This window comes from Actinokineospora sp. UTMC 2448 (genome assembly GCF_024760565.1).
GTDB classification, from domain to species: domain Bacteria; phylum Actinomycetota; class Actinomycetes; order Mycobacteriales; family Pseudonocardiaceae; genus Actinokineospora; species Actinokineospora fastidiosa.
Window position 1 is genome coordinate 4921331 of sequence record NZ_CP031087.1, and the last position, 25861, is coordinate 4947191.

Below are 25861 nucleotides of genomic sequence, written 5' to 3' on the forward strand. Positions count from 1 at the left end.
GCAGCCGTCAGGCTGCCTAACCTGACATGCAGCTGGACGGCTGCATGTCAGGAGGCGCGCGCGTGGACGAGGTGTTCAAGGCCCTGTCCGACCCGAGCAGACGGGCGCTGCTGGACTCGCTGAACAGCCGCACCGGGCAGACGCTGCGGGAGCTGTGCGCCGGGCTGGACATGGCGCGGCAGTCCGTCAGCAAGCACCTGGCGGTGCTGGAGGCGGCGAACCTGATCACCGTGCTGCGGCGGGGGCGGGAGAAGCTGCACTACCTCAACGCCGAGCCGATCAACGCCATCGCCGAGCGATGGATCGACCAGTACGACCGCGGCCGCGTGCGCGCGCTAGCGGACCTCAAGACGGCATTGGAGAGCACGGTGGACGAGTTCGTCTACACCACGTACATCAACACCACGCCGGAGAAGCTCTGGCAGGCGCTGACCGACCCGGCGTTCACCCGGCAGTACTGGGGGACGACCTTCGAGTCGGACTGGACCACGGGCGCGCCGGTGGTGTGGGTGTGGAACGGGGTGCGCATGGAGGACCCCGAGCAGGTGGTCGTTGAGGCCAAGCCGTACGAGCGGCTGTCCTACACGTGGCACACGATCACACCGGAGTTCGCCCGCGCGGCGGAGATGTCCGACGAGGAACTGGCGGCGATGGCGGCCGAGCCGCGCTCGACGGTGTCGTTCACGATCGAGCCGCACGGGCGGGCGGTGCGGCTGACCGTCGTGCACACCGGGTTCACGCCGGACGGGCTGCTGGTCAGGGGTGTGAGCCAGGCGTGGCCGGAGCTGCTGGCGAGCCTGAAGACGCTGCTGGAGACGGGGTCCCCGCTGCCCGCCTGAACACGACCCAGCGCATGGCCGCGTACATGTAGACCGCCTCGCACGCGCCCGCGGCGAGCCGCGCCAGGTGGTAGTCCACCCCGAGGGCGGCCAGCCCGCTGCCGACGCCGAGGATCCAGGCGAGGTAGTTCACCACGACGACCACGACGTAGATCCCGACCTGCGGGCCGACGGGCGCGTGCGAGCGGAAGTTGAAGGCGCGGTTGAGCACGAAGCTCAGCCCGAACGCGATGACGTACCCGATGGTGATGCTCACCGGCAGCGGCCAGCCGAGCCCGCTGCGCATAATCGTCAGCAGGGTGAGGTCGACGGCGAAGGTGAAGCCGTTGATGACGCCGAACCCGACCAGGTTCCCCGGCACGATCCGCGACAGCCCGAACGGCAACCTGCGTGCGACGGCGTCCATCGCCTCGTTGAACCTCGGCACGCGCGCAGTGTTCCAAGCTCGCGTGTCCGGCAGCCGACACCGCGGCGTACGTCAGCTGACGTACGCGGAGATACGTTCCTGATCGGACGACGCGGGTCGGCGGCTCCGGGATCGTGATCGCCATGACGACGACCCTGACCCGCGCCACGCCGGTCCGCTTCCGCCTGAGCACGACCGCCCGCAGGACCTGGCTCCTGACCCACATAGCCGCCGCGGGCGTCTGGCTGGGCATTGACGTGGTCCTCGCCATCCTCGTCGGCACAGCCCTGCTGACGTCCGATCCGATCCTCACCGAGTCGGCGTTCCGCGCCTTGGAGGTGTTCGCGGTCGGCCCGCTGATCGCGGTCTCCCTGATCACGTTCGGCACGGGCGTCGTGCTGGGCTGGGGCACGAAGTACGGCTTAGTCCGGTACTGGTGGGTGGCCGTCAAGCTGGGGCTGAACACGATCCTGACCCTGCTCATCATCTTCGGCCTGTCCCCCACCCTCCACGAGACAGCGACCATGGCGACCGTGTACGCCACCGAGGGCGCCCCAGACATCAGCGGCCTAGTGGCACCCCCCATCGTGTCCACAACGGCCGTCCTGCTGGCGACGGCGTTGTCGGTGTTCAAGCCGTGGGGCCGGACCAGGAGGCCCGCGTGACCAAATCCCGCCCCCGGCCGCTTCGCGCCGCCCGGTCATCGACCACAAGCGTCGTGGAGCGGCCCGATCAACCCGCCCGCCAGCCGCCCGCAACAGCCCAGCAGACCAGCGGAGCCGGGCAGGGGCGGTCGGTGCGCAGTCAGGTCGGTTGTGCAGTTCAGGAAGCGGCCGAGGCAGTCGACCACATCAGCCCGTCCACCCACCAAACAGCCCACCCACCAAGCAGCGGACCCACGAAGCAGTCCACCCACAATGGAGCCCACCGGCCAACCAGCCATTCACCACGCAGCTCACCCGCCCAACAGCCCTCCGCCAAACCAACCATTCACGAAGGAGCCCATTCACCAAGCAGCCCACCCGCGGAGCAGCCCGTTCGCCAGTCCTCCCGGTCGCTCGACGATCCGCAGACCGGTTCTTCCGGCAGCTCTGCCATCCGCCAATCCAGCTCCGACCGGTGGCTCGACCGATCCGCAGGCCAGCAGCTCCGCCAACCGCCAAACCATCTCCGACCTGCGGATCAGCCGATCCGCAGGCCGAAGCTCGGCCACCCGCCAACCGGCCTACGACCGACGGATCAACCGGTCCACTGGCCAGCAGCTCTGCGCAACCGCCAACCCACCTCCGACCGGCGAATCAACGGACTGCAGGCCGTCGCTCAGCCGTCCGCCAACCCGCCTCCGATCCGCTGGCCAGCATCCCTGCACAACCGCCAATCACCTCCGACCGGCGAAGCAACCGACCCACATGCCGAAGCTCAGCTATCCGCCAACCCACCTCCGGCCTGCGGCTTGGCCCATCCGCAGGCCGGTCCTCCGGCAGCTCTGCCATCGGCCAATCCGCTCCGGCGGACCGGTCCTCCCGCCGCCCATCCAGTCCCCCGGCCCCCACCCCACCACCCGGGCGGACTGGGGCGAGCCTTGGCTTGTCCGGTGGTGTATGAGGGGAAGACCATGGGACTGAGGAGGTCTCGATGAAGCTGCGGATCACCGACGTCCTGCTGGCGCTCCTGCTGGCCGCCATCGGGGTGTTCGGTTCCCTCGGCGCCGATGGCGTGTCCACGCTGGACCGGCCCGTGGATGGGTTGGCGTTGGGGCTGGCGGGGGCGAACGGTGTCCTGCTGGTCCTGCGGCGGGCGGTTCCTGTGGTGACCGTGGTGGCCTCCGCTGTGGTGACCTCGGCCTACCTGGTCCTCGGCTACCCCTACGGCCCGATCCTGGTGAGCTTGCTCGTCGCCGTCTACAGCGTGGCGCGGTATGTGTCGTTGCGGTGGTCGCTGCCTGCTGGGGGCGCGGCCTTGGTCATCCTGCTCGTGCATGTGTTCACCAATCCCGTCGCGCTGCCGGGGTTGGTGGGGCTCGTGCCGGGCTCGGCCTGGGTGGTGGTGCCGTTCGCGGTGGGGGTGAGTGTGCGCCAGTATCGGGAGGGGGTCGAGCGGGCTCGGGCGGAGGCGGTGCGCAGGCGGGTCGACGCGGAGCGGTTGCGGTTGGCGCGGGAGGTGCATGACGTGGTGGGGCACGGGTTGGCGGCGATCAAGATGCAGGCCGAGGTGGCGCTGCACCTGATCGACGTCAAACCGGCCCAGGCCGAGGTCGCGCTCATCGCCATCAGCCGGACGGCAGCCGACGCGCTCGACGAGGTGCGGGCGATGGTGCGCTCGACCGGGGAGGCCGAGCGGGCGCCCGTTCCCGGGCTGGCGCGGCTGGCCGACCTGCGGGACCGGATGTCCGACGCGGGCATGCGCGTCGACCTCGACGCCGAGCCCGTGCCCGGGGGCCTCTCGCCCGCCGCCGACCTGGCCGGGTACCGGGTGGTGCAGGAGTCGCTGACCAACGCGCTGCGGCACAGTCTGGCGAAGCGGGCCAGCGTGCGGGTGCGGTTCGACGTCGATGTAGTGATCATCGACGTGCGCAACCCGGTCGAGCGGGCGCCGGGGCCCGACGGGATGGGCATCCCCGGCATGCGGGAACGGGTCACCGCGCTGGGCGGGGACTTCTCCGCCGGGCCCGACAACGGCAGTTTCCGCGTGCATGCGCGCATACCCCGGGAAGGCGTTTCATGATCAGCGTGGTGGTCGTCGACGACCAGGACCTCGTGCGCATCGGGCTGCGCACGCTCATCGAGAGCGAGGCGGACCTGGTCGTCACCGGAGAGGCGGGCGACGGGCTGACGGCCGTCCGCGCCGTGCGCGAGCTGCGGCCGGACGTGGTGCTGATGGACATCCGCATGCCCGGCGTCGACGGGCTGGAGGCGACCCGGCGGATCACCGCCGACCCCGAGCTGGCCGCCGTGCGCATCATCGTGCTGACCACCTTCGAGCTCGACGAGTACGTCTTCGACGCGCTGCGGCACGGGGCCAGCGGGTTCCTGCTCAAGGACACCCACCCCACCGACCTGCTGCGGGCGATCCGGGTGGTGGCCTCCGGCGAGGCTTTACTGTCCCCGTCGGTCACCCGACGGGTGATCAGCATGTTCGCCGACGGCGGCAAACCCAAGTCCGCCCCGCACCCCCGGCTCGGCCACCTCACCGAGCGCGAGCGCGAGATCGTCGGCCTGGTCGGGCAGGGGCTGACCAACGACGAGATCGCGGGCAGGCTGGTGGTCAGCCCGGCGACCGCTCGCACGCACGTCAGCCGCGCCATGAGCAAGGTCGGCGCCCGCGACCGCGCCCAGCTGGTCGTCTTCGCCTACCAGTCGGGGCTGGCGGGCTAGGGCCGCACCTCGAAGGTGAAGCACCCGGCGTTCGCGCTGCGGACGTGCAGGTACGACACGTCCGGCTGGGCGAGCACGAGCCGCACGGCGGCCTCGTGGTCGTCCTCGGGCCGCAGGAAGGTGATGTGGCCGTACGCGCGCTCGCCGTCGGGCTGGAACGGGTTCAGCATGGACGCGTAGTCCAGGAACGCGGGCGGGTACTCCCCCGGTGTCGAGTAGCCCGCGCACCGGTCGAAGTGGACGTACACCGGCCCGGTCTCGGCCCACGGGCTCCGCTGGGTCCACGGGTTGTAGCTGATGAGCGCGATGTCCTCACCCGGGGTCGCCCAGGTGAGGCAGCAGCGCAGCGGCTCGTCGCCGTCCGCGGGCCGCAGGGTCCAGGGGTTGCCGGACTCGTCGGCGCCGCTGTCGCGCATGGCCTGGAGACGATCGGGGTCGATGGCGATGTACTGGATCACGGGTGGAACTCTGCCGCGCCGGACGCGCCGGTTCCGGCGGAAATCGGCCGTGTCGTTCCGGGCCGGGCCGGGTCCCCGATGGACGTCGCCACCAGGCTTACCGCACGACCGGGCGCCAGGTCCAGCGCGGCGGCCCGGGTGCGGTCGAGGGTGACCATCACCTGCTGGCCGTCGCAGTCGACGTGGGCGCGGACCTCGAAGCCCACCCGGCTGAGCCGGTCGACCCGGCCGGGCACGCCCACGCCGTCGAGGCGCACGTCGATGTCGTGCGGGCGGACCAGGGCGTCGCCCAGGCGGGTCGTCGGGCCGAGGAACCGCATGACGAACTCGGTGGCGGGCCGGTCGTAGAGCTCGTCCGGCGGCCCGGTCTGCTCGACCCGGCCCTGGTTGACCACGACGATCTCGTCGGCGACCTCCAGCGCCTCCTCCTGGTCGTGGGTGACGAACACCGTCGTCACCCGGACCTCGTCGTGCAGGCGGCGCAGCCACTCGCGCAGTTCCTTGCGCACCTGCGCGTCCAGCGCGCCGAACGGCTCGTCGAGCAGGAGGACGCGGGGTTCCACGGCCAGCGCGCGGGCCAGCGCCATCCGCTGCCGTTGCCCGCCGGACAGCTGCGCGGGAAGGCGGTCGGCGAACTGCTCCAGCCGCACCAGGCGCAGCAGCTCGCCCACCCGGTCGCGGATCTCCCCGGCCGGGCGGCGCCGGATCTCCAGTCCGAACGCGACGTTGCGGTACACCGTGAGGTGCTTGAACGCCGCGTAGTGCTGGAAGACGAAGCCGACGTCGCGTTGGCGCACCGGCAGGTGGGTCGCGGGCCGCCCGTCGATGAGCACCTCGCCGCCGTCCGGGGTCTCCAGGCCCGCGATCACCCGCAGCAGCGTCGACTTCCCGCCGCCGCTCGGCCCCAGCAGGGCGGTGAGACCGCCGGTGGGCACGTCGACGGACACGTCGTCCAAGGCGGTGAACGCGCCGAAGCGTTTGCGCACCGCGCGGACCTGGATGCTCACGAGCCCTCCTTCGGGCGGATGACGGACACGACGACCAGGCAGAGCACCGCGGCGAAGGCCAGCAGGAACGCGGTGGCGTACGCGGTGGTCTGCTCGAAGTCCTGGTATTTCTGCTCGACCACGAGCGTGGCGGTCTGCGTGCGGTTGATGAGGTTCCCGGAGACGATCTTCACCGCGCCGAACTCGCCGAGCGAGCGCGCCAGGCTCAGCACGACGCCGTACACGACGGCCCAGCGGATCGCGGGCAGGGTGATCCGCGCGAAGACCTGCCATCCGGTGGCGCCGAGGGTCCTGGCGGCCTGCTCCTGCTCGTCGCCGATCTCCCGGAGCACCGGCACGACCTCGCGGATCACCAGCGGCAGCGCGACGAACACGGTCGCCATCACCATGCCCGGCGCGGCGAACACGACCTGGAGTCCGCCCGCCTCCAGCGTCGGCCCGAACCAGCCGTCCACCCCGCCGTACACCAGCACGATGGCCAGGCCGACCACGACGGGCGACACCGACAGCGGCAGGTCGATGAGCACCGACAGCAGCCGTCGCCCCGGGAACCGGTGCCGCACAAGCAGAAGCGAGACCCCGACGCCGAACACGGTGTTGATCACAACGGACACCACCGCCACCTGGACGGTCAGCCACAGCGCGTTGACCACCACCGGGTCCGACAGCGCCGCGACCAGCGCGTCGGCGCCGTCGGCGAAGGTGTTGGCCACCACCAGCCCGACCGGCCAGAGCACCAGCAGTCCCAAGTAGACCACCACGATCACGCGCTTAACCACGGCGGGCCACTCTCCGCTGGATCAGGTCGAGCGCGGTGATGGCGGCCAGCGCGATCACCAGCAGCACGGCCGCGACCGCCGACGCCGCGGCGAGGTCACCGTTCTCGATGTGGCTGAGGATGCGCACCGACGCCACCTCCGTGCGCATCGGCAGGTTGCCCGACAACAGCACCAGCGAGCCGTACTCGCTGATGCCCCGGGCGAACGACATGGCCGCGCCCGCCGCGATCGCGGGGGCGAGCGCGGGCAGGACGATCCGGCGGAAGGTCGTGAGCCGAGAGGCGCCCAGCGTCGCGGCGGCCTCCTCGGCTTCCCGGTCGAGTTCGGCCAGGACGGGCTGCACGGTGCGCACGACGAACGGCAGCGTGACGAACAACAGGGCCAGGAACACCGCTGTCCGCGTGTTGGCGACATCGACGCCGATGGGGCTGCGCGGGCCGTACAGCGCGAGCAGGACCAGCCCGGCCACGATCGTCGGCAGCGCGAACGGCACGTCGATGACGACGTCGAGCACGCGCTTGCCCGGGAAGTCGTCGCGCACCAGCACCCACGCGATGAGCGTGCCGATGAGGACGTTCACCAGCGTGACCAGCAGCGACTGGGCGACGGTCAGGCGGATCGCGGCGAAGGTCTGCTCGTCGGCGACCGCCCGCCAGAACGCGCCCCAACCGCCCGCGGCGGTCTCCACCAGGACCGCGGTCAGCGGGATCAGCACCAGCAGGCTGAACCACAGCGCGGCCAGGCCGAGACCCAGTGCCGGGCCCCGGCCCAGCCGGACGGCCACGCTCACGACTTGCCGGTTTCCCGCTGGATGCGGGTGATCACGCCGGTCTCGGCGGCGAAGAACCGCTCGCTGGCGGCGGGCCAGCCGCCGAAGTCGGCCGCGATCGTCTGCAACGCCCTGGGCGCGGGGAACGGGTTCGCCGGGTCGTTCGCGCCGGGCACCTCGACGCTGATCCCGTCGATCACCGGACGGAAGCCGGTGCGCGCGAACTCGGTCTGGCCGGTCGGGCCGAGGACGAACCTTAGCCACTCGACGGCCTTGGGGTCCGCGGACTTCAGCACCGCGCCGGGATTCTCGATGAGCAGCGTGGTGTCCGGGACGATGTAGTCGAAGTCGGCGCCGTTCTGCCGGGCCAGGATGGCCTCGTTCTCGTAGGTGAGCAGGACGTCGCCGGTGCCGCCGGTGAAGGCGGTGGTGGCGTCGCGCCCGCTGCCGGGCAGGGCGACGACGTTGCGGAAGAACCTGGTCGTGAAGTCCTCGGCGTCGAGTCCGGCGGCCTGGGCGTGGCCGTAGGCGGCGAGGATGTTCCACCGGGCGGAGCCGGACGAGCCGGGGTTGGGGGTCACGATCCCGACGCCGGGTTCGACGAGGTCGTCCCAGCCGGTGATGCCCTTCGGGTTGCCCGCGCGCACGGCGATGACCACGACCGAGGTGGACACGATGCCCTTGGTCGGCCCCTTGTCCCACTCGGGCGCGACCAGTCCGGCGTCCACCAGCCGGGTGACGTCGCCCTCCAGGGAGAAGTGCACGTAGTCGGCGGGCAGGCCGCCCGCCACGGCCCGGCTCTGGTCGCCGGAGGCGCCGTAGGACTCCTGCCAGGTGACGCCCGCGCCGTCCGGCGTCTTCGCCCACTCCCGCTGGATGGCGTTGTTGGCCGCCTTCGGCACGGCGAACCCCACCAGCGACAGGGTGGTGCCCGCCCCGTCGCCGGTCGCGGTGCCGCAGGCCGATAAGGCCACCAGGACCGCTGCGACCGCTGTCTTGCGCACGTCTGCCTCCCGATTCTCGGTGTCGGGAGGGGACCGTAATGATCGGCCGATTATCTTGGAAAGCTGTTCCACATTGTGGATGTGCCAGGATTCGACGGTGTCCGACGTGCGGGAATCCCGGTCCGGAGCGCAGGCGATCGAGCGGGCGCTCGCGGTGCTGCGCTGTTTCGAGAGCGGCGAGCGCACCCAGGGGATCAGCGAGCTGGCCCGGCGCACCGGGCTGACGGTCAGCACGACCCACCGGGTGACGCGGGCGCTGGCCGACGGCGGGCTGCTCATGCAGGTCCCGCGCGGCGACCGCTACCAGCTCGGCCCGACCCTGGCCGTGCTGGGAGCGCGGGCGGCCGACCAGCTCGGCTACGACCAGGCGCTGCCCCTGCTGGCCGAACTTGCCGAGAGCACCGGCGAGTCGGTCAACCTGGGCATCCGCACGGGCACGGACGTGCAGGTGGTGCTCGACGTGCCCTCCACCCAGCCGCTGCGCTTCGACCAGCCGCCGGGCACCCGCGTCCCGCTGTACGCCTCGGCCATGGGCAAGTGCCTGCTGGCCGCCGCCGCCGACCTCGAGGCCGAGGCGGCCGCGCTGGGCGAGCTCACCGCCCACACCGACCGCACGGTCACGACCACGAAGGCCCTGCTCGCCGACCTCCGCGCCGTCCGCGAGCGCGGATGGGCCCTCAACGACGAGGAGCGCAACCCGGGCGTCCGCGCCATCGCGGTCGCCATACGCACCGACACGGGCACGGTCGCCGCGATCGCCGTCCAGGGCCCCACGGTCCGCATCACCGAGGACCGCTTCGCCACCCTGGCCAACCAACTCACCCACACCGCCCGCCGCGTCGCCCCACTGCTGGCCGCCACCCGCTAGGACCGCTCAAGTCACGCAGGCAGACCAAGCACGGCCGCGCCGCCGCATCGGCTCGACAACGATGGGCATCCGCACCGGCTGCCGGTCGGCTGGGGCAAGGGGATCCGCTCCACCGTCGCCGTCCACGACCAGCAGGCCATCTGCCCCACGCACGAAAGCCGCGCATGAGGTCGGCCCCGCCCCGCCGCCAGCCGCCAGCGATAGCCCGCCCAGGTCACGACAGGCGAGCCACCGTGCACGACCGGCAGGCTCTCCGCCTTCCAGACGCGAAAGCTTCCCACTAGGCCGACGCCGCCCCACTGCCAACCGCCCCGATAACCCACTCAGGTCACCTCAGGCGAGCCGCCGCCCACCCGGCAGCCCCTCGGCCCCCACACGCGAAAGCCACCAGGTCGACGCCCCCGCCAGTCGCCACCGATAACCCGCTCAGGTCACTGCGGGCGAACCGCCGTCCACCACCGGTAGGCCCTCCGCCTCCCAGGCGCGGAAGCCGCCGATCAGGTCGGTCGCGCGGCGCAGGCCGATGCGTCGGAGGTCGCGGGCGGCCAGGCTCGATGCGTAGCCCTCGTTGCAGAAGACGATCACCACGCGGTCGGCGGTGATGTCCGGCAGCCGGTGTGAGCCCGCCGGGTCGAGGCGCCACTCCAGGACGATTCGCTCGATCGGGATCGCGCCTGGGATCTCGCCCTCGGCGAGGCGGTTGTAGTACGGACGGATGTCGACCAGCAGCGCCCCCTCCCGGACTAGGGCGTGCGCCTTGAACGGGTCGACCCGCTCGATCTCGCCGCGGGCCTGCGCCAGGTACGCCTCGACGCTCACGGCACCTCCACCACAACGGAGCCGCGCCGCGCGGGCAGGGCCACCCGGCGCGCGGGGATCTCGGCCAGGCTCGGGTATTCGCGGGTCGGCACCAGCGGCGGCGAGTACGCGTGCACGCTCAGCGCGGGCTCGACCGACGTGTTGGCCACGACGTGGGCCCGGCCCGCGCCGAAGGCGACGGTCTCGCCCGCGCGGCGCAGGCCCCGGTGCTCGCCGGAGTCCGGGTACCGGTAGCGCTCGGTCAGCGCGCCGCGGACGACGGTGAACGAGCCGGCCGCGCCGCCGTGGTCGTGCGGCGGGGTGGCCTGGCCGGGCAGCCACGACAGCAGCCAGAGTTCGACGCCCTCGGTGAGGGCCAGCCGGGTCCACCAGCGTGATCGCGGGTCGTACCTGGCGATCTCGGCGAGCTCGTGGCCGAACGTCGAGCCGACCTGCCGGGTGAGGGAACGCAGTTGGCGCACCGACCAGACGACGCGCGTCGGGTGCAGCAGTGTCTCGGAAACCTTCATGCCAGCAGGCTGGCACCGCCCGACCGACTTGGCATGCCTTTCCACATTGCGGAACTCTGATTGAGCAGCGCCGGGCGTGGGCACCTCGCGGGTGTGTGGAAGCGGGTGATCGTCGCGGTCGCGGTGCTGCTGGCGGCGGGCTGCCAGTGGCCGCGGGACGCGGAAGGGACGTTGGACCGGGTGCGCGGCGGGGTGCTGCGGGTCGGGGTGGTCGAGGACCCGCCGTGGACCGTCGTCGACGACCGGGGCGCGGTCGGCGGGGCCGAGGCCGCGCTGGTCGAGCGGCTCGCCGCCGAGCTGGGCGCGCGGGTCGAGTGGATCGAGGGTCCGGAGTCGACGCTGATCGGCGCGCTCAGCCACCAGGCGCTGGACCTGGTGATCGGCGGGATGACGCGGTCGTCGCCGTGGACCAAGGAGGTCGCGCTGACGGTGCCGTACTTCACCAGCAAGCGGGTGGTCGCCGTGCCGCTCGCTGCGGGCTCGTCGCTGGAGGGCGTGCCGGTCGCGGTCGAGGCGGGCACGCCCGAGGTGACGTTCCTGGCCGAGGAGGGCGCGGTGCCGGTCGTCGTCGACGAGGTGCCCGCCGGGGTCCCCGCGGTGGTCCCGGACTGGGCGGTCGATCCGGCGTGCCAGCGGGCGGTGCTGGAGCTGGGCAGCACCGACCACTCGTTCGCCATGGCGCTGGGCGAGAACGCCTTCCTGGTGAGAGTCGAGGAGTTCCTGCTCGCCCTGCCGCCCGAGGAGATCCGCGGCCTGCTGGTGCAGGCGCGCGGCGGGACGGGGTGCGGCCGGTGAGGGTCTACGACAAGTTCGAGCTGCCGTCGGACAAGGCCGAGCTGCACCGCCGCGCCGTGCGGCTGGAGTGGTGGACGCTCGGGTTCTTCACCGTCACGATCGTGCTGGTCGCGCTCGTGCTGGGGCAGTCGCAGGCGCTGAAGGCGGCCTGGGTGGAGGACATCCTCAGCATGACCCCGCCGCTGGCCTTCCTGATCGCCGCGCGGTTCCGCGACCGCGCGCCGAACAAGGAGCACCCCTACGGCTACCACCGCTCGGTCGGCATCGGCTTCCTGGCCGCCGCGCTGGCGCTGCTCGGCCTGGGCGGCTACATCCTGGTCGACTCGGTGGTGCGGCTGATCGCCCGCGAGCGCGTGCCCATCGGCATGACGGAGCTGTTCGGCGTGACGATGTGGCTGGGCTGGCCGATGATCGCCGTCCTGACCGCGACGATGATCCCCGCCGTGGTGCTCGGCCACAAGAAGCTGAAGCTGGCCCGGCAGCTGCACGACAAGGTCCTGCTCGCCGACGCCGGGATGAACCGCGCCGACTGGATGACCGCGGGCGCTGCCGTGCTGGGCGTGGTCGGCATCGGCGCGGGCCTGTGGTGGGCCGACGCGGTCGCGGCCTGCCTGATCTCCGCGGACATCGTCCGCGACGGCGTCCGCACGACCAAGGCCGCCGTGGCCGACCTGATGGACACCCGCCCGCGCACCGTCGACGGCGAGCCGCACCCGCTCGGCGACCAGCTCACCGCCATGGCCATGGACGAGCCCTGGGTGGCCGACGCGTGGATCCGGCTGCGCGAGGAGGGGCACGTCTTCGTCGGCGAGCTGCTGGTCGTGCCCACGGCGGATGCCGACGACCTGGTCCACCGGGTCGCCGCCCTCGGCGACCGCCTCCGCGCGGCGGACTGGCGCATGCACGACCTGGCCGTGGCGCCGGTCCCGGCGATCCAACCCGCGGAATGACGCGCGTGGGGCGGCCCCAGGACCGCCCCACGCACAATCGTGACAATTACACCGGGCAGGTGTTGCGGTATTCGACGAAAGTCGAGTCCTGCGCCGGGCCCGGGCAGACGAACGGGGAATACCGGGTGTCGCTGTCCAGGAAGCGCTTCAGCCAGGGGAGGATGAACCGCATATTCGTGGCCGTGTAGGAGTTCGTCACGAAGTGGCCGCCGGTCAGCTCGACGTAGGCGTGCTCGTCCGGGCTGGTGAGCGCCGCGTACATCGGCTCCGCGTGCCCGCTGACCGAGGCGATGGAGTCCGACTGCGCGCCGATGATCATCGTCGCGGCCTCGATCCCGGGGAACCGCTTGGTCATGTGCCATGGCGTGAGGGCGACCGCGGCCTTGATCGACGGTCGCTTGTTGGCCGCGGCCAGGGTGCCGCCGCCGCCCATCGAGTGGCCCATGACGGCCAGCCGGGCGGGGTCGACGCGGTCCTTGACCGGCGAGGACGCGACCAGCCAGTCCAGGGCGGCGATGAGCTGGTCGCCGCGCTGGTCGGGGAAGTCGAACAGCCCGTGGGTCTCCAGGGTGAACACCACGAACCCGTGCGAGGCCAGCGCCGGGCCGAACCAGGACTGGGTGTACTCCCCCTCGAAGAAGCCGGGGATCACCGCGACGGCGGCGTACGCGCCCTGGCTGGTGTCGGTCGGGTAGTACAGCGTGCCCTTGTTGAACCCGCGCCCCGACCCGGCGGGCACCGACGTCCGCGCGATGTCGAACGGGCCGGTCTGCGACTTCACCAGCTGCTCGGTGGGGTCCGGTCCCTTCTGCGGCTGCGCGGCCGAGGCCTGCGGCCCGACCAGGACCACGGCGCCCACCGTCGCGGCGGCCGCGACGGCCGCCCACATCGATATCACCTTTCGGCGCACGATCAGACTCCTCCGGATTCAGCAGGGAAATCACTGGCACACGAACGCTAAGTGTTTCACTGCCTGTCCGGATAGGAGCGCGCGGAAATACCGTCTCCGGATTCCAGTGGGGTCGGACGAAATCGTCAGGGTGGTGAGTGGTTCTCAGCGCCAGCCGACGTCGATGCGCCCGCCGCGCCGCTCGAAGAAGTGCAGCATGTCCAGCCGCACGCCGATGGTGATGTTCTCCCCCGACGCGGCCCGCACCCTCGGTGGCAGCCGGACGGTCAGCTCTGCGGGCCGCAGGTGGTGGCGGCCCGCGTGCCCGTTCTCCGCCTGCGCGACCTCCGGGCCGCGCTCGGTGCGGGTGATCCTGTCCAGGAACCGGTTGAACAGCGACTCCGAGGCGCGGGCGTGTCTTCGCGCGGCCGCGGCCGCCGCCCTCGGCCGCACGCCGTCGGGGTCGACGTCGATCTCGGTGGCGCCGATGTCGATGAACGCCAGCGACTCGTGGCCGTGGTGCTCCAGGTGCCGGATGCTGCCGCGCAGCGACTGCCCGCGCCGCGGCTCGGCGATCGGGGCCACCGCCTCGGCGCGCACCCCCACCACGATCGCCTCCCCGTGGTAGTGCGCCAGTTCCCGCGCCCTCGGGTCCGACCACGGCAGGTAGAGCTGCTGCTCGCCGATGCGCAGCGCGATGTGGCTGTTGAGGTAGACGTAGACGAACGCCTCCAGCAGCGTGATCCTCGGCGTGCCGAGGAAGGCGGCGACGAACATCGTGGCGGGCTTGTCGTAGACCCGGCCCGCGGTGCCGACGTCCTGCAGCACGCCCTGGCTGAGCACGGCGATGCGGTCGGCGAGGGTCAGCGCCTCGGTCTGGTCGTGGGTGACGTAGACGGTGGTGACGCCGAGCGAGCGCACCATGCCGGAGATCTCCGCGCGCAGCTCGGCCCGCAAACCGCTGTCGAGATTGGACAGAGGTTCGTCGAGGAGGAACAGCCGCGGCTGGCGCACCAGCGCCCGGCCCATCGCCACCCGCTGCCGCTGGCCGCCGGAGAGCTGGTGCGGCCAGCGGTTGAGCAGTTCGCGCACGCCCAGCGCGCCAGCGGACTCGGCGATGCGCTCGCCCTGGGCCGCCGGGTCCATTCCGGATATGCGCAGCGGGAAGGCGATGTTCTCCCCCGCGCGCATGTGCGGGTACAGCGCGAAGTTCTGGAACACCATCGCCACCTGCCGCTCCTTGGGCGAGAGGTGGCCCGCGTCCATGCCGTCGAGGTGCACCTCGCCGGACGTCGGCGTCTCCAGTCCGGCGATGATCCGCAGCAGCGTCGACTTGCCGCAGCCCGACGGGCCGATCAGCACCATCAGCTCCCCGTCGGCGATGTCCAGGTCGACGCCGTCGAGCGCCACCGCTCCGCCGGGGAACACCTTGGTGATGTCCCGGAGCCCGATTCTGGCCACATCGCCCCCCGCCTGCCTCGGTGGTTGGGTCTGAATCGAAGCACTCTGGCCAATCAACTGTATAGGTCGCAATCACCCGAATGCGCTAAGCACCCTCGGTGTCTCCCCTGGCACCCTGCGCGACTGGGCGCTGAGCGGCACTGTGGACAGTCAGTTCCTGCGCGCCGCCAGCACGAATCCGGTGATGGCGAGCACGACCGCCAGTATCAGCCCGACCGCGATGGCCGTGGCGACGAACTCGGGCAATTCGGGGTCGGTGGTGATGTAGGCGATCAGGCCGAGCGCGACGGCCAGGGCGGCGACCGCGACGCCCGCCCACGCCCAGCGCTGCCGGGCCGAGCGGCCGGGCGCGGGCGGGCAGTGGTCGAGGACGGCGTCCAGCAGGTCCGCGTAGCCCTCGGCGAGACCGTTGAAGCGGACCTTGCGGCGGGTGCCGCGGAGCGTGAGCGCCACCCACACCTGCGAGCCGAAGTAGTGCGCGACCGGGCTGCGCACCTGGCCGAACTGCACGCGCGCGTGGACCACGCTCTCCCACGGGACGACGATGTCGCGCCGGTCGGTCGCGTACACCAGGCCCTTCTCGTGGACGATCAACCGCTCGTTGGGCAGCATCGCGGCCTTGGCCAGGTGCACGCCGCCGATCACGAACGCCGACAGCGCGAGCCCGATCGCCCCGCCGAAGGCCTGCCGGGCCGCCGAGGTGTCGTCGTCGCCGCTCAGGCCGACGGCGATGATCGCGGCGAGCACGCCGAGCACGATCCCCCACCCGCCGATCGCCCTGCGGCGGTCGTTGTCGACGGGATGGACACGCACAACCGGGCCGAGTTCGTGCATCGCGGGCGCCTCCCCCGGGAGAATGGCCGTTGATCACCGGTCTACCACGGAGGTGCCGCGTGGCCGTCGTCCGAGGGTTGATCGCCGTCGCCCTGCTGGTGGGGTTCTACCTGCTCGTGATCGTCCTGGTGCTGGTCTACGCGGCGCTGGTGGTGGGCGTGCTGATCACCGGTCAGGTCGCCTTCCAGCCCACGGTCCTGCTGGCCATGATCGGCCTCGGCGTGGTCGTGCTCGCGCTGGTGCGCTCGCTGGTCCGGGTCAGCGACCTGGCCCCGGAGCCCGACGGCGAGGAACTCGCCCGGCCCGCGCCGCTGTGGGAGCTGGTCGACGAGCTGGCCGGGCTCGTCGGCACCCGCGCGCCGGACGCCATCCGGCTGACCATGGACGCCAACGCGGCCGTGGTCGAGGAGATCCGCCTGCTCGGGCTCGTCGGCGGCGCCCGCACCCTGGCCGTGGGCAGGCCGCTGCTCGCGGGCCTCACCGCGGGCGAGCTGCGCGCGGTCATCGCCCACGAGCTGGGCCACTACGCGCGCGGCCACACCCGCCTGGCGGCGCTGACCTACCGCGGCTCGGTCGCCCTGGCCAGGGCCCGGCTGGCCATCGCCGAGGCGGCGGGCGCCGACCGGATCACCCGGATGTACGCGGGCCTGCCGTTCCGGCTGTTCTCGGCCTACGCCTGGGTCTACGACCGGATGACCGTCGGCCCGCGCCGCCGCCAGGAACTGGCCGCCGACGCCGCCGCGGCCCGCGCGACCGACCCGGGGACCACCGCGGGCGCGCTGCGCTCCGCCGTGCGCACGGGCGTGGCGTGGGCCGACTTCGAGGCACGCTTCCTGGCCCCGGCCAGCACGCGCCCGGACGACCCGGTGGCCGCCTTCGCTGCCATGCTCGCCGACCCGGACTACCGCGACGCGCTGGCCGCGGCCGAGCTGCCCGACCCCGAGCCCACCTGGCGCGACTCCCATCCCAGCCTGCGCGCCCGGGTCGCGGCGCTGGCCCGGCTGCCCGCGCGGGCGGTCGAGCCGGACCGCCGCCCGGCCGCCGATCTCGTGCCACCGCCCGTGGCGCGCACCAGGGCGCAGCCGTGGCGGGACTGGGTCGACGCCGCGTCCGCCCGGATCGCGGACGAACTGGCCGCTCCCCTGGTGACCGCCCTCGGGCCGGAACCGACGCTGGCGGCCGTGCTGGACCTGCTGGAGTCCGGCGGGCGCGACCGGATCGCCACCCGCGCCGCGGTCACCGCGGTCATCGGGCGGGCGCTGGTCGACGCCGGGGTGGCGGCGTGGTCGGCGCCGTGGACCCGGTTGCGGCTGATCGCCCCGGACCCGATCGCCGACCGCCTGGACGCGGCGCTGGAGGACCCGAGCGCGGTCCGCGGGCTGCGCGCCGCTCTCTCTATTGTGGACATCGACGCCGTCTTGGCCGTGCCGGAGCGGGAGAAGCCGCCGCGGCGGTCGCTGTTCCCGGACGCGCCGGAGGCGTCGATCATGCCGGTCGTGTGGTTCGTGGCCGTCGTGGCCGTGGTCGCGGTGCTGGTCTCGCTGTCGCAGGAGGACGATGAGCCGGTCGTCCCGGTCCACCGCCCGGTCTTCCCGACGACCTACTACGTGCCGCCGCTGCCGCCCTATCAGCCGACGTACCGGGTCCCGACCTTCGACATCCCGCTGCCGTCGCTGGGCGACATCGTGGTGACCCGCTGAGGGCCGTGGCCCTCAGCGGGTCGGCTCACGTCAGCACGCTCCCAAGTCGGCCCACGTGCTGCCGCTGCCGGGCGCCTGGTTGTAGGAGAAGAACGACTGCAGCTGCCACAGGTGCCCGTTGTGGCTCACCTGCGCGCCGAAGAAGTAGAACTGCGACGCGCTCCACGCGGGCGCCGAGCACGGCTCCGGGTCCGGGTCGGGATCCGGGTCGGGGTCGGTGCCCTCGCCGACGAACAGCAGGTTGTTCGGCGATCCGCTGCCGGGGTTGCCGATCGAGTTCTTCGTGGCCCCGTCCTTCAGCGCGGTCTGCACCTGCGCGGGCGTCGCGCCCGGGTGTCCGGCCAGGTAGACCGCGGCCGCGCCCGCGACGTGCGGGGCCGCCATCGACGTGCCGCTGATCGTGTTGGTCGCGGTGTCGCTGGTGTTCCACGGCGCGGTGATGTCCTGGCCGGGCGCGAAGATGTCGCTGCACGAGCCGTAGTTGGAGAACGACGCGCGCGCGTCCGTCCGGGTGCTCGCGTTGACCGTGATGGCCTCCGGAGTGCGGGCGGGGGTGAAGTTGCAGGCGTTGGCGTTGGAGTTGCCCGACGCCAGCGCGTACACCACACCGGACGCGATGGAGTTGCGGACGGCGTTCTCCAGGGTCGCGTTGGTGCCCGACGCGCCCAGGCTCATGTTCGCCACCGCGGGCTTCCTGGCGTTCGCGGTCACCCAGTCCACGCCCGCGGCGACGCCGGACAGCGTGCCCGAGCCCTGGCAGTTGAGGACCTTCACCGCGACCAGCCGCACGCCCTTGGCGACGCCGTGCGCGGTGCCGCCCACGGTGCCCGCGACGTGGGTGCCGTGGCCGTTGCAGTCGGTGTTGTTGCTGTCGACGGTGTTCGTGCCCCACGTCGCCCGGCCACCGAAGTCGGCGTGGGTGGTCCGGATGCCGGTGTCGATGATGTACGCGGTCACGCCCGCGCCGTCGTTGGGATAGGTGTAGCTGTTGTCCAGCGGCAGATCGCGCTGGTCGATGCGGTCCAGGCCCCACGACGGCGGGTTCGGCTGGGTGCCGGTGGTCCGCACGATCCGGTCCTGTTCGACGTAGGCCACCCTCGGGTCCGCGGCGGCGCGGCGGGCGTCGGCCTCGGACATCCGGGCGGCGAACCCGGTCAGGGCGCGGCCGTAGGTGTGCGTGACGCGCGCGCTGTGCCGTTCGACGACGGTTCGCTTGGCGTCAGCGCTCTTGAGCACGACCAGGTAGCTGCCGGGGATCGCGTCCGGCGATCCGGCGCCCAGGATCTGGCCCTGGGCCGCGGTCGCGGACGGCACGACCGCGACGGTTAACGCCCCGGCGGACAGCACGGCCACGAGGCCGCGCAGGATTGAGCGGTGCAAGGGGTCCTCCTTCACGAGCAGGGGACGCCCCGGTGCCCGCCCTCACCAGGGCACCGGAGCGCGGAACGAGGTCCTTGCAGTCAAGTCGATGCGAGAAGTCTTCACTAGTGGTTAGCCGGAAAATCCGTCCAATCGGACCAGCAGCACAAAACCTGGTGAACAACTTGTCACGCGCGCTCGTAGGTTTGACCCCCGTGCTGCGCCTACGCTCGCCGCATGCGGCGGCTGGCGATCTTCTGCCACCGGCGGGCGGGCTGGGTGGTCGCGGTCTGGCTCGCGGTGCTCGCCGGGCTCACCGTCGGCTCCGCGCTGGCCGGTCCGGACCACCAGGACATCCCGACGCTGCCCGCGTCCGACAGCAGCCGCGCGCAGGAACTGCTGGGCGGGCAGGGCGGCGTGGCCGAGCGCGTCGTGTTCTCCGGCGCGCTGGACCGCGCGCGGATCGAGCCGGTGCTCGGCGAGCTCGCCCGGCTGCCCGGCGTCGTCGCGGTCGTCTCGCCGTTCGAGGCTCCGCAGCAGGTCTCCCCGCGCGGCGGCATCGCCTATGCGACGGTCACGTTCGCCGACCCCGGGTCCGTCGACCTGGAGACGGCCCGCGACCTGGTCGGAATCGCCGAGGCCGCCAGCGGCGGCGGCCTGACGGTCGCGGTGGACGGCCCGGTCGCCGCGCGCACCATCGCCCCGCCGAGCGTGCACGACTCCGGGCTGGGCCTGCTGGCCGCCGCGGTGGTGCTGCTGCTGGCGTTCGGCTCGCTGATGGCGATGCTGCTGCCGCTGGTGACCGCCGCGGTGTCGGTGGGCTCGGCGGCGGGCGTGGTCGGGCTGCTGACGCACCTGGTGCCGGTGCCGACGGTGAGCCTGGAGATCGTGGCGCTGCTGGGGTTGGGCGTCGGGGTCGACTACGCGCTGTTCGTCGTCACCCGGTACCGGCAGGAGCTGCGCTCGGGCGCCAGTCCGGAGGAGGCGCTGGGCACGGCGGCGTCGACGTCCGGGCGCGGGGTGCTGTTCGCGGGCGTGACGGTGTGCGTGTCGCTGATGGGGATGCTCACCGTGGGCATCGACTTCCTCGACGGCATCGCGTTCTCGGCCAGCATCGCCGTGCTCATGACGATGCTGGCCGCGCTGACGCTGCTGCCCGCGCTGCTGCGCCCGTTCGGGCGCAGGCTCGCGCCGAAGGCCCGCCACCGCAGGTACGTCCCGGAGGGCCGGGGCTGGGCGTGGCTGGCCCGCGGCGTGACCCGGCGGCCGGGGCTGAGCACCGCGGCCGCGCTGGTGATCATCGGGGTGCTCGCCCTGCCCGCCGCCGCCCTGCGGCTCGGGGTGCCCGACGCGGGGGTGCACCCGGAGGGCTCGACGACGCGCGTGGCGTACGACCTGCTGGCCGAGGGGTTCGGTCCGGGGTTCGCAGGCCCGCTGGTCGTGGTGGGACGGGTGCAGGACCCGGTGGCGCTGGAGCGCGTGCACGCAGCGGTGTCCACACGCGACGACGTCGAGCTGGTCGCTCCGCCGTCGATCCACAATGGAGTCGGCGCGTTCGTCGTGCAGCCCAAGGGAACTCCGCAGGACCCGGCGACCGCGGAGTTGGTGCGCTCGCTGCGCGAGGACATCATCCCGGCCTCCGGCGGCGAGTTCCACGTCGGTGGGAACACGGCCGTGCAGGCAGATTTCTCCACCGCCATCACCGACCGGCTCCCGCTGTTCCTCGGCACGGTGGTGGCGATCTCCTTCGTGCTGCTGGTGATCGTGTTCCGCAGCCTGCTGATCCCGCTGACGGCCGCGGTGATGAACCTGCTCGCCGCGGCGGCCATGTTCGGCGCGCTGACGGCGGTGTTCCAGCTCGGCTGGTTCGGCTCCGGCCCCACCGGGCCGATCGAGCCCTACATCCCGGTGTTCCTGTTCGCCGGGCTGTTCGGGCTGTCGATGGACTACGAGGTGTTCCTGGTGACGCGCATCCAGGAGGAGTGGCGCAAGGGCCACGACACCGTGACCGCGACCGTGCGCGGGCTGGCCTCGACCGGCCGGACGATCACCGCGGCCGCGCTCATCATGGCGCTGGTGTTCGTGTCGTTCGTGCCGGCAGGCGACCGGGTGGTGCAGGAGACCGGGTTGGGGCTGACCGTGGCCGTGCTGCTCGACGCCGTCGTCATCCGCGCGTTCCTGGTGCCCGCGGTGATGGCGGCATTCGGCCGGGCGAACTGGTGGCTGCCGGGCTTCGTCGACCGCGCCCTGCCCCGGCTCGACGTCGAGGGCCACGCGCCCGACTTCGACTGGTTCCGGCCCGCCCGCGAACCGGTCGGGTCAGGCGTCTGACCGGGGCAGTTGCCTGTACGCCATGCCGCCGGTCGGGTCGACCATGGTGCGCAGCAGTTCCACCACCGCCTGGCGCTGCACCTCCGTCACCATGTCGAGCAGTTCGTGCACCTCGGCGGTCGAGGCGACCGGTCTGCCCGCGCGGGACGGGTCGTAGGACGTCGGGTCGAGCCCGGCCAGCTGCAGCACCTGGCGCGGGTCGAGGTCGAGCGAGCGGGCGACGAGGGTCAGCGAGACCGGCTTGGGGCGCAGCGGCCGACCGTCCGGGCGCTCGCCGGACTCCAGCTGCTGCCATAACGCGCGCGAGACCCCGGCCCGCTTGGCCGCCTTCGCCTGGGAGAGTCCGGCGGCGTTGCGCGCCCGCCGGAGCGCCGGGCCCAGCGGCCAGTGCGTGTCGTCCTCGCGCCCGTCCATGTCGTTGATGATCTCGCAGCGGGGCGCGGGCGCGAACGGTGAAACGCTTGCGGCCTTAATGTTGCTGTTTGTGGCGAACAAGATAGACCGGGACAAGTTGCCACCGGGTGCCGCTCGCGGTAGGAGTGGCCCTGCACCCACTTGGAGGAACCCCATGCCGCAGTACGCCGTCCTGCTCTACAGCCCGACCCCGGGCGACCCCGCCGACGTGCCGGAGGAGGAGATCGCCGCCCACATGGCCTACGGCGACCGGATCGGCGAGCTGGGCGGGACCATCGTCGCCGCCGCGGCGCTGGACGCTAGCACCGAGGCGGTGTCGGTGAAGGGCACCGTGGTGACCGACGGGCCGTTCGCCGAGACCAAGGAGGTGCTGGCCGGGTTCTTCGTGCTGGAGGCGCGCGACCGCGACCACGCGCTGGAGATCGCCCGGCTGTGCCCGTCGACCTGGCGCGGCGGCGTCGAGGTCCGCCCGATCCTCGGGGAGTGACCCCGGCCGAGCGCGCCCTCGCCGACGCCCACCGCGCGGAGTGGGCGATGGTGGTCGCCGCGACCGCCCGGCTGACCCGCGACCTCGACCTGGCCGAGGAGTGCGTGCAGGACGCCTATCTGTCCGCGCTGGAGGCATGGGAGCGCGACGGCGTCCCCGCCAAGCCCGGCGCCTGGCTGACGACCACCGCGCGGCGCAAGGCGCTGGACGCGCTGCGGCGGGACCGGACGCTCCGCACGAAGCTGCACCTGCTGTTGGAGCCGGAGGACGACGAGCCGGTCGCTGCCGACGAGATCCCCGACGACCGGCTGCGGCTGGTCTTCACCTGCTGCCACCCGGTGCTGGCCCAGGAGGCCCAGGTCGCGCTGACGCTGCGGCTGGTGTGCGGGGTGGCGACGCCGGACATCGCCAAGGCGCTGCTGGTCAGCGAGCCGACCATGGCGGCGCGGCTGACCCGCGCGAAGAAGCGCGTCGCGGCGGCGGGCGTGCGCTACGAGGTCCCGTCGGCCGCGGCGCTGCCCGACCGGTTGGACTCCGTGCTGACCGTGGTGCACCTGCTCTTCACCACCGGGCACACGGCCCCGTCCGGCGCGGAGCTGGTGCGCGCGGACCTGGTGGAGCGCTCGATCGATCTCGCCCGGATGCTGCGCGCGCTGATGCCCGACGAGCCGGAGGTCGCCGGTCTGCTGGCCCTGCTCCTGGTCACCGACGCCCGCAGGGCGACCCGCGCGTCGGAGTCCGGGCTGACGCTGCTGGCCGACCAGGACCGCGCGCGGTGGGACCGCGCCGCCATCGACGAGGGCGACGAACTGATCGTGTGGGCGCTGCGGCGCGGATCGCCGGGACGCTTCACGCTGCAGGCCGCCATCGCCGCGCTGCACGCGACCGCGCCGAGCGCGGAGGAGACGGACTGGCCGCAGATCAGGACGCTGTACGACGCGCTGCTGAAGGTGTGGCCGACGCCGGTGGTGGCCCTGAACCGGGCGGTGGCGACGGACCGGGTGGCGGGCCCGGAGGCGGCGCTGGCCGAGGTGGAGCCGCTGTCGGAGCGGTTGTCGGGATACCGCTACCTGCACGCGGTCAAGGCGGACTTGTTGCGCAGGCTGCACCGGGTCGATGAGGCGCGGGCGTCCTACGAGGCCGCGTTGGCGTTGACCGACAACGAGACCGAGCGCGACTTCCTGCGCGCCCGGCTCGGCGAGCTCGGGTGATCAGCGGCGGCGCGCCTCGAACGCGATCCGCCGCGCGGGCCGGGACCGCGACTCCGGCCGCTCCGGGCGCTCCAGGTCAAGGCTCGTCGCGATAGCGGCGCCGATCAGCCGGAAGACGAACCGGAACAGCCTGCGGACCGGCTTGCGCGGCAGCCCCATCAGGCCTCGCGCGCCTCGGCGTCCAACCACCCGTGCGCCCTGGCGATCCCGACGACCGTCTGCCGCACGCGCACCACCTGCTCGGCGGTCAGCGTCGGCACGCCCGACAGCAGCGCCTCGGTGACCTCGTCGCGGAACTCCCGGACGGAGAGCAGGTCGGCGAAGTCCCCGTCGTCGGCGAAGGCCGGATCACTGGTGTACTCCGTGGCCCGACCGGAGACGAGGCTGACGTCGGAGGCCTTGAGCCCGCGCTCCCCCTCCTCGATCACGAACTCCACGACCGCGCCGGGGACGAGCTTGCGCTTGTCGAAGGTGATGTCGTTGACGTGCAGGAACACGTCTTCCCCACCGGTCTCGGGCAGCACGAACCCATACCCGCGGACGTCGTCGAACCGGATGACCTTGCCCCGGACCACAGCCACACCCCACACCCATCAGCCAACTTCCAGCACCCCCATCCTAGCGCTGTCACCTGTGGACGATCACGCCCGGTGGCGGAGCCGATCCCCCGGCGCTTGTGGACGGAGAACGGACTCCGGGCAGGTGGTGGCGTCGGGCGCGACCGGGTGATCCGCGGCGGGTTCGCCCGTTCGGCGCAGCGTCGCGGCGTTACGGACGCGGCGCCGTGGGCAACCGGTCACTACCTCCGTTCCGATCTTGAAAACTGTCGGACCGGCGTGCACTAATGGACTGAGTCGATTCCGAAGGGGGACGACAGCGTGAGCACCGCCCGCACCGCGCTCGTGACCGGGGGGAATCGGGGGATCGGGTACGAGGTGGCGCGCAGATTGGCCGAGACCGGCCTCAACGTCCTGCTCGGCGCCCGGGACCTGGAGCGGGGGCGGGTCGCGGCGGCGGCGTTGGGGCGGGCGGGGCACCGGGTGCGGGCGGTGGGGGTCGACGTGGCCGACGCGCGGAGCGTGCAGCGGCTGGTGGAGGGGCTCGCGGCCGACGGCACCAGCGTCGACGTGCTGGTCAACAACGCTGGCGTCTACCCGACGCATCCGGTGTTCGCCATCCCGGAGGCGGTGTTCGAGGAGACGCTGCAGGTGACGCTGCTCGGCGCGTACCGGCTGTGCCGGGAGTTGATGCCGGGCATGGTCGACCGCGGCTGGGGCCGGGTGGTCAACGTGTCCTCCGGCGCGGGCGCGGTGACCGACAACGTGCCGTCCCCGCCCGCGTACGGGGTCGCCAAGGCCGCGCTCAACGCGTTGACCATCGCGCTCGCCGCCGCCGTGCCGAGCACCGTCAAGGTCAACGCCGTCTGCCCTGGCTGGGTGCGCACCGACATGGGCGGCCCCGCCGCCCCGCTCTCCCCCGCCCAGGGCGCCGACACCGTCGTCTGGGCGGCCCTCCTGCCGCCCAGCGGACCCTCCGGCGGCTTCTTCCGCGACCGGAAGCGCATCCCGTGGTGACCTACGATCTGAATCGTGGAGACCAGGAACATTGACCGACTGAACCGCACCACGGGCGTCATCGGGCTGGGCTGCTGGCAGCTCGGCGCCGACTGGGGCGAGGTGGACGAGGCCGACGCGATGGCCGTCCTGCACGCCGCCGCGGACGACGGCGTCACCTTCTTCGACACCGCCGACGTCTACGGCGACGGCCGCAGCGAGACGCTCGTCGGCCGCTTCCGCGCGGAACGCGACGGCGTCACCGTCGCCACCAAGATGGGCCGCCGGGTCGAGCAGACGCCGGAGAACTACACCGCGGCCAACTTCACCGCCTGGGTCGACCGCTCCCGCCGCAACCTGGGCATGGACACCCTCGACCTCGTGCAGCTGCACTGCCCGCCGACCCCGGTCTACGCCGACGACGCCGTCTTCGACGCGCTCGACGCGCTCGTGGAGAAGCAGGCGATCGCCGCGTACGGGGTCAGCGTCGAGACCTGCGAGCAGGCGCTGACCGCCATCGCCCGCCCCGGTGTGGCGACCGTGCAGATCATCCTCAACTGCCTGCGCCTCAAGCCGCTGGAGCGGGTGCTGCCCGCGGCGGCGGACGCGGGCGTCGGCGTCATCGCCCGGGTGCCGCTGGCGTCGGGCCTGCTGTCCGGCCGCTACACCGCCGGCACGACCTTCGCCCAGGACGACCACCGCACCTACAACCGCCACGGCGAGGCGTTCGACGTCGGCGAGACCTTCTCCGGCGTGCCCTACGACGTCGGGCTGGAGGCGGTGTCGCGGCTCAGGGCCGCCGTGCCGGACGGCTGGACTATGGCGCAGTTCGCCCTGCGCTGGATCGCCGACCAGCCGGGGGTGAGCGTGGTGATCCCGGGCGCGCGCAACCCCGGGCAGGCGCACGCCAACACCTCGGTCGGCAGCCTGCCCCGGCTGTCCGACGACGCCCACGCCACGGTCCGCGCGGTCTACGACGACCTAGTCCGCCCCCTGGTGCACGACCGCTGGTGACGGACGCGACGGCGGCCCGCCGTCGCGGCTG

28 protein-coding genes are annotated in these 25861 nt (G+C 72.5%); 13 read left to right on the plus strand and 15 right to left on the minus strand.

The window, feature by feature from the left end; all coding sequences use genetic code 11:
- Nucleotides 1–62: 62 nt before the first annotated feature.
- Complete coding sequence (locus tag Actkin_RS22275) at nt 63–839, plus strand: ArsR/SmtB family transcription factor (RefSeq protein WP_258904143.1); 777 nt, start codon at nt 63–65, stop codon at nt 837–839.
- On the opposite strand, the gene Actkin_RS22280 is transcribed toward Actkin_RS22275, so the two are convergent.
- Complete coding sequence (locus Actkin_RS22280; RefSeq protein ID WP_396122799.1) at nt 757–1266, minus strand: GtrA family protein; 510 nt, start codon at nt 1264–1266, stop codon at nt 757–759. The genes Actkin_RS22275 and Actkin_RS22280 overlap by 83 nt on opposite strands.
- A 122-nt stretch (nt 1267–1388) precedes the next feature.
- Here Actkin_RS22280 and Actkin_RS22285 point away from each other — a divergent pair, with 122 nt between their 5' ends.
- The 3 genes from Actkin_RS22285 to Actkin_RS22295 all read left to right on the plus strand — a co-directional run bounded on the left by Actkin_RS22285 (nt 1389) and on the right by Actkin_RS22295 (nt 4619).
- Nucleotides 1389–1910, plus strand: coding sequence for a hypothetical protein (locus tag Actkin_RS22285; RefSeq protein WP_258904144.1), 522 nt, complete (start codon nt 1389–1391; stop codon nt 1908–1910).
- Between the two features lie 970 nt (nt 1911–2880).
- Nucleotides 2881–3969: a sensor histidine kinase gene (locus tag Actkin_RS22290; protein ID WP_258904145.1), complete on the plus strand. Its 1089-nt coding sequence runs from the start codon at nt 2881–2883 to the stop codon at nt 3967–3969.
- Entirely contained in the window at nt 3966–4619 is a 654-nt protein-coding gene (locus Actkin_RS22295; RefSeq protein WP_189211351.1) for a response regulator, read from the plus strand. The genes Actkin_RS22290 and Actkin_RS22295 overlap by 4 nt, the downstream gene beginning before the upstream one ends.
- Here the strand turns inward: Actkin_RS22295 and Actkin_RS22300 are convergent.
- The 5 genes from Actkin_RS22300 to Actkin_RS22320 are packed head-to-tail and all read right to left on the minus strand — an operon-like array spanning nt 4616 to nt 8636.
- Nucleotides 4616–5077 (minus strand): DUF1203 domain-containing protein, encoded by a 462-nt coding sequence (locus tag Actkin_RS22300; protein WP_189211352.1) that lies wholly within the window; start codon nt 5075–5077, stop codon nt 4616–4618. The two genes, Actkin_RS22295 and Actkin_RS22300, sit on opposite strands and share 4 nt — an antisense overlap.
- Entirely contained in the window at nt 5074–6084 is a 1011-nt protein-coding gene (locus Actkin_RS22305) for a sulfate/molybdate ABC transporter ATP-binding protein (RefSeq protein WP_258904146.1), read from the minus strand. Before Actkin_RS22305 ends, Actkin_RS22300 begins: the two co-directional genes overlap by 4 nt.
- On the minus strand, nt 6081–6863 hold the full coding sequence (locus Actkin_RS22310) for a sulfate ABC transporter permease subunit (protein ID WP_258904147.1): 783 nt from the start codon (nt 6861–6863) through the stop codon (nt 6081–6083). The genes Actkin_RS22305 and Actkin_RS22310 overlap by 4 nt, the downstream gene beginning before the upstream one ends.
- Entirely contained in the window at nt 6856–7653 is a 798-nt protein-coding gene (gene cysT, locus Actkin_RS22315; protein WP_258904148.1) for a sulfate ABC transporter permease subunit CysT, read from the minus strand. Before cysT ends, Actkin_RS22310 begins: the two co-directional genes overlap by 8 nt.
- Complete coding sequence (locus Actkin_RS22320; protein ID WP_258904149.1) at nt 7650–8636, minus strand: sulfate ABC transporter substrate-binding protein; 987 nt, start codon at nt 8634–8636, stop codon at nt 7650–7652. The genes cysT and Actkin_RS22320 overlap by 4 nt, the downstream gene beginning before the upstream one ends.
- A 97-nt stretch (nt 8637–8733) precedes the next feature.
- Between Actkin_RS22320 and Actkin_RS22325 the strand changes: the two genes are divergently transcribed.
- Nucleotides 8734–9504: an IclR family transcriptional regulator gene (locus Actkin_RS22325; protein WP_258904150.1), complete on the plus strand. Its 771-nt coding sequence runs from the start codon at nt 8734–8736 to the stop codon at nt 9502–9504.
- Between the two features lie 426 nt (nt 9505–9930).
- On the opposite strand, the gene Actkin_RS22330 is transcribed toward Actkin_RS22325, so the two are convergent.
- Together Actkin_RS22330 and Actkin_RS22335 are read right to left on the minus strand one after the other, a co-directional pair.
- Nucleotides 9931–10323, minus strand: coding sequence for a rhodanese-like domain-containing protein (locus tag Actkin_RS22330; RefSeq protein WP_258904151.1), 393 nt, complete (start codon nt 10321–10323; stop codon nt 9931–9933).
- The gene (locus Actkin_RS22335; RefSeq protein WP_258904152.1) at nt 10320–10832 is read right to left on the minus strand and encodes a cysteine dioxygenase; all 513 of its coding nucleotides are present in this window, start codon (nt 10830–10832) and stop codon (nt 10320–10322) included. The genes Actkin_RS22330 and Actkin_RS22335 overlap by 4 nt, the downstream gene beginning before the upstream one ends.
- Before the next feature lie 93 nt (nt 10833–10925).
- Between Actkin_RS22335 and Actkin_RS22340 the strand changes: the two genes are divergently transcribed.
- Together Actkin_RS22340 and Actkin_RS22345 are read left to right on the plus strand one after the other, a co-directional pair.
- Nucleotides 10926–11627, plus strand: a complete 702-nt coding sequence (locus tag Actkin_RS22340) for a substrate-binding periplasmic protein (protein WP_258904153.1) — start codon at nt 10926–10928, stop codon at nt 11625–11627.
- Nucleotides 11624–12577 carry a cation efflux transmembrane domain-containing protein gene (locus Actkin_RS22345; protein WP_229786978.1) on the plus strand — a complete coding sequence of 318 codons (954 nt, stop codon included), beginning with the start codon at nt 11624–11626 and terminating at the stop codon, nt 12575–12577. The genes Actkin_RS22340 and Actkin_RS22345 overlap by 4 nt, the downstream gene beginning before the upstream one ends.
- Before the next feature lie 46 nt (nt 12578–12623).
- Here Actkin_RS22345 and Actkin_RS22350 read toward each other — a convergent pair whose 3' ends face one another.
- From Actkin_RS22350 to Actkin_RS22360, 3 genes are all read right to left on the minus strand, one after another.
- Entirely contained in the window at nt 12624–13466 is an 843-nt protein-coding gene (locus Actkin_RS22350; RefSeq protein ID WP_189211362.1) for an alpha/beta hydrolase family protein, read from the minus strand.
- A 165-nt stretch (nt 13467–13631) separates the two neighbouring features.
- Entirely contained in the window at nt 13632–14927 is a 1296-nt protein-coding gene (locus Actkin_RS22355) for an ABC transporter ATP-binding protein (RefSeq protein ID WP_258904154.1), read from the minus strand.
- Between the two features lie 150 nt (nt 14928–15077).
- On the minus strand, nt 15078–15761 hold the full coding sequence (locus Actkin_RS22360) for a hypothetical protein (RefSeq protein ID WP_189211364.1): 684 nt from the start codon (nt 15759–15761) through the stop codon (nt 15078–15080).
- 59 nt (nt 15762–15820) lie between these two features.
- Between Actkin_RS22360 and Actkin_RS22365 the strand changes: the two genes are divergently transcribed.
- The gene (locus Actkin_RS22365) at nt 15821–17461 is read left to right on the plus strand and encodes a M48 family metallopeptidase (protein WP_258904155.1); all 1641 of its coding nucleotides are present in this window, start codon (nt 15821–15823) and stop codon (nt 17459–17461) included.
- Nucleotides 17462–17491: 30 nt separating this feature from the next.
- On the opposite strand, the gene Actkin_RS22370 is transcribed toward Actkin_RS22365, so the two are convergent.
- Nucleotides 17492–18841: a S8 family serine peptidase gene (locus tag Actkin_RS22370; protein WP_229786979.1), complete on the minus strand. Its 1350-nt coding sequence runs from the start codon at nt 18839–18841 to the stop codon at nt 17492–17494.
- 216 nt (nt 18842–19057) lie between these two features.
- Here Actkin_RS22370 and Actkin_RS22375 point away from each other — a divergent pair, with 216 nt between their 5' ends.
- The gene (locus tag Actkin_RS22375) at nt 19058–21151 is read left to right on the plus strand and encodes an MMPL family transporter (protein WP_258904156.1); all 2094 of its coding nucleotides are present in this window, start codon (nt 19058–19060) and stop codon (nt 21149–21151) included.
- Here the strand turns inward: Actkin_RS22375 and Actkin_RS22380 are convergent.
- Nucleotides 21140–21565: a helix-turn-helix domain-containing protein gene (locus Actkin_RS22380; protein ID WP_258904157.1), complete on the minus strand. Its 426-nt coding sequence runs from the start codon at nt 21563–21565 to the stop codon at nt 21140–21142. The genes Actkin_RS22375 and Actkin_RS22380 overlap by 12 nt on opposite strands.
- 154 nt (nt 21566–21719) lie before the next feature.
- On the opposite strand from Actkin_RS22380, the gene Actkin_RS22385 reads away from it, so the two are divergent.
- The gene (locus tag Actkin_RS22385) at nt 21720–22052 is read left to right on the plus strand and encodes a YciI family protein (RefSeq protein ID WP_189211368.1); all 333 of its coding nucleotides are present in this window, start codon (nt 21720–21722) and stop codon (nt 22050–22052) included.
- Nucleotides 22049–23263, plus strand: coding sequence for an RNA polymerase sigma factor (locus tag Actkin_RS22390; protein WP_258904158.1), 1215 nt, complete (start codon nt 22049–22051; stop codon nt 23261–23263). The genes Actkin_RS22385 and Actkin_RS22390 overlap by 4 nt, the downstream gene beginning before the upstream one ends.
- On the opposite strand, the gene Actkin_RS22395 is transcribed toward Actkin_RS22390, so the two are convergent.
- Together Actkin_RS22395 and Actkin_RS22400 are read right to left on the minus strand one after the other, a co-directional pair.
- Nucleotides 23264–23422 (minus strand): hypothetical protein, encoded by a 159-nt coding sequence (locus Actkin_RS22395; RefSeq protein WP_258904159.1) that lies wholly within the window; start codon nt 23420–23422, stop codon nt 23264–23266.
- Nucleotides 23422–23844 (minus strand): cold shock domain-containing protein, encoded by a 423-nt coding sequence (locus tag Actkin_RS22400; protein WP_308425893.1) that lies wholly within the window; start codon nt 23842–23844, stop codon nt 23422–23424. The genes Actkin_RS22395 and Actkin_RS22400 overlap by 1 nt, the downstream gene beginning before the upstream one ends.
- A gap of 297 nt (nt 23845–24141) precedes the next feature.
- Between Actkin_RS22400 and Actkin_RS22405 the strand changes: the two genes are divergently transcribed.
- Together Actkin_RS22405 and Actkin_RS22410 are read left to right on the plus strand one after the other, a co-directional pair.
- The gene (locus tag Actkin_RS22405; RefSeq protein WP_189211370.1) at nt 24142–24837 is read left to right on the plus strand and encodes an SDR family NAD(P)-dependent oxidoreductase; all 696 of its coding nucleotides are present in this window, start codon (nt 24142–24144) and stop codon (nt 24835–24837) included.
- A 15-nt stretch (nt 24838–24852) separates the two neighbouring features.
- A complete protein-coding gene (locus tag Actkin_RS22410; RefSeq protein WP_258904160.1) occupies nt 24853–25830 on the plus strand; it encodes an aldo/keto reductase in 978 nt (325 codons plus the stop codon).
- The last annotated feature ends 31 nt before the right edge of the window (nt 25831–25861 follow it).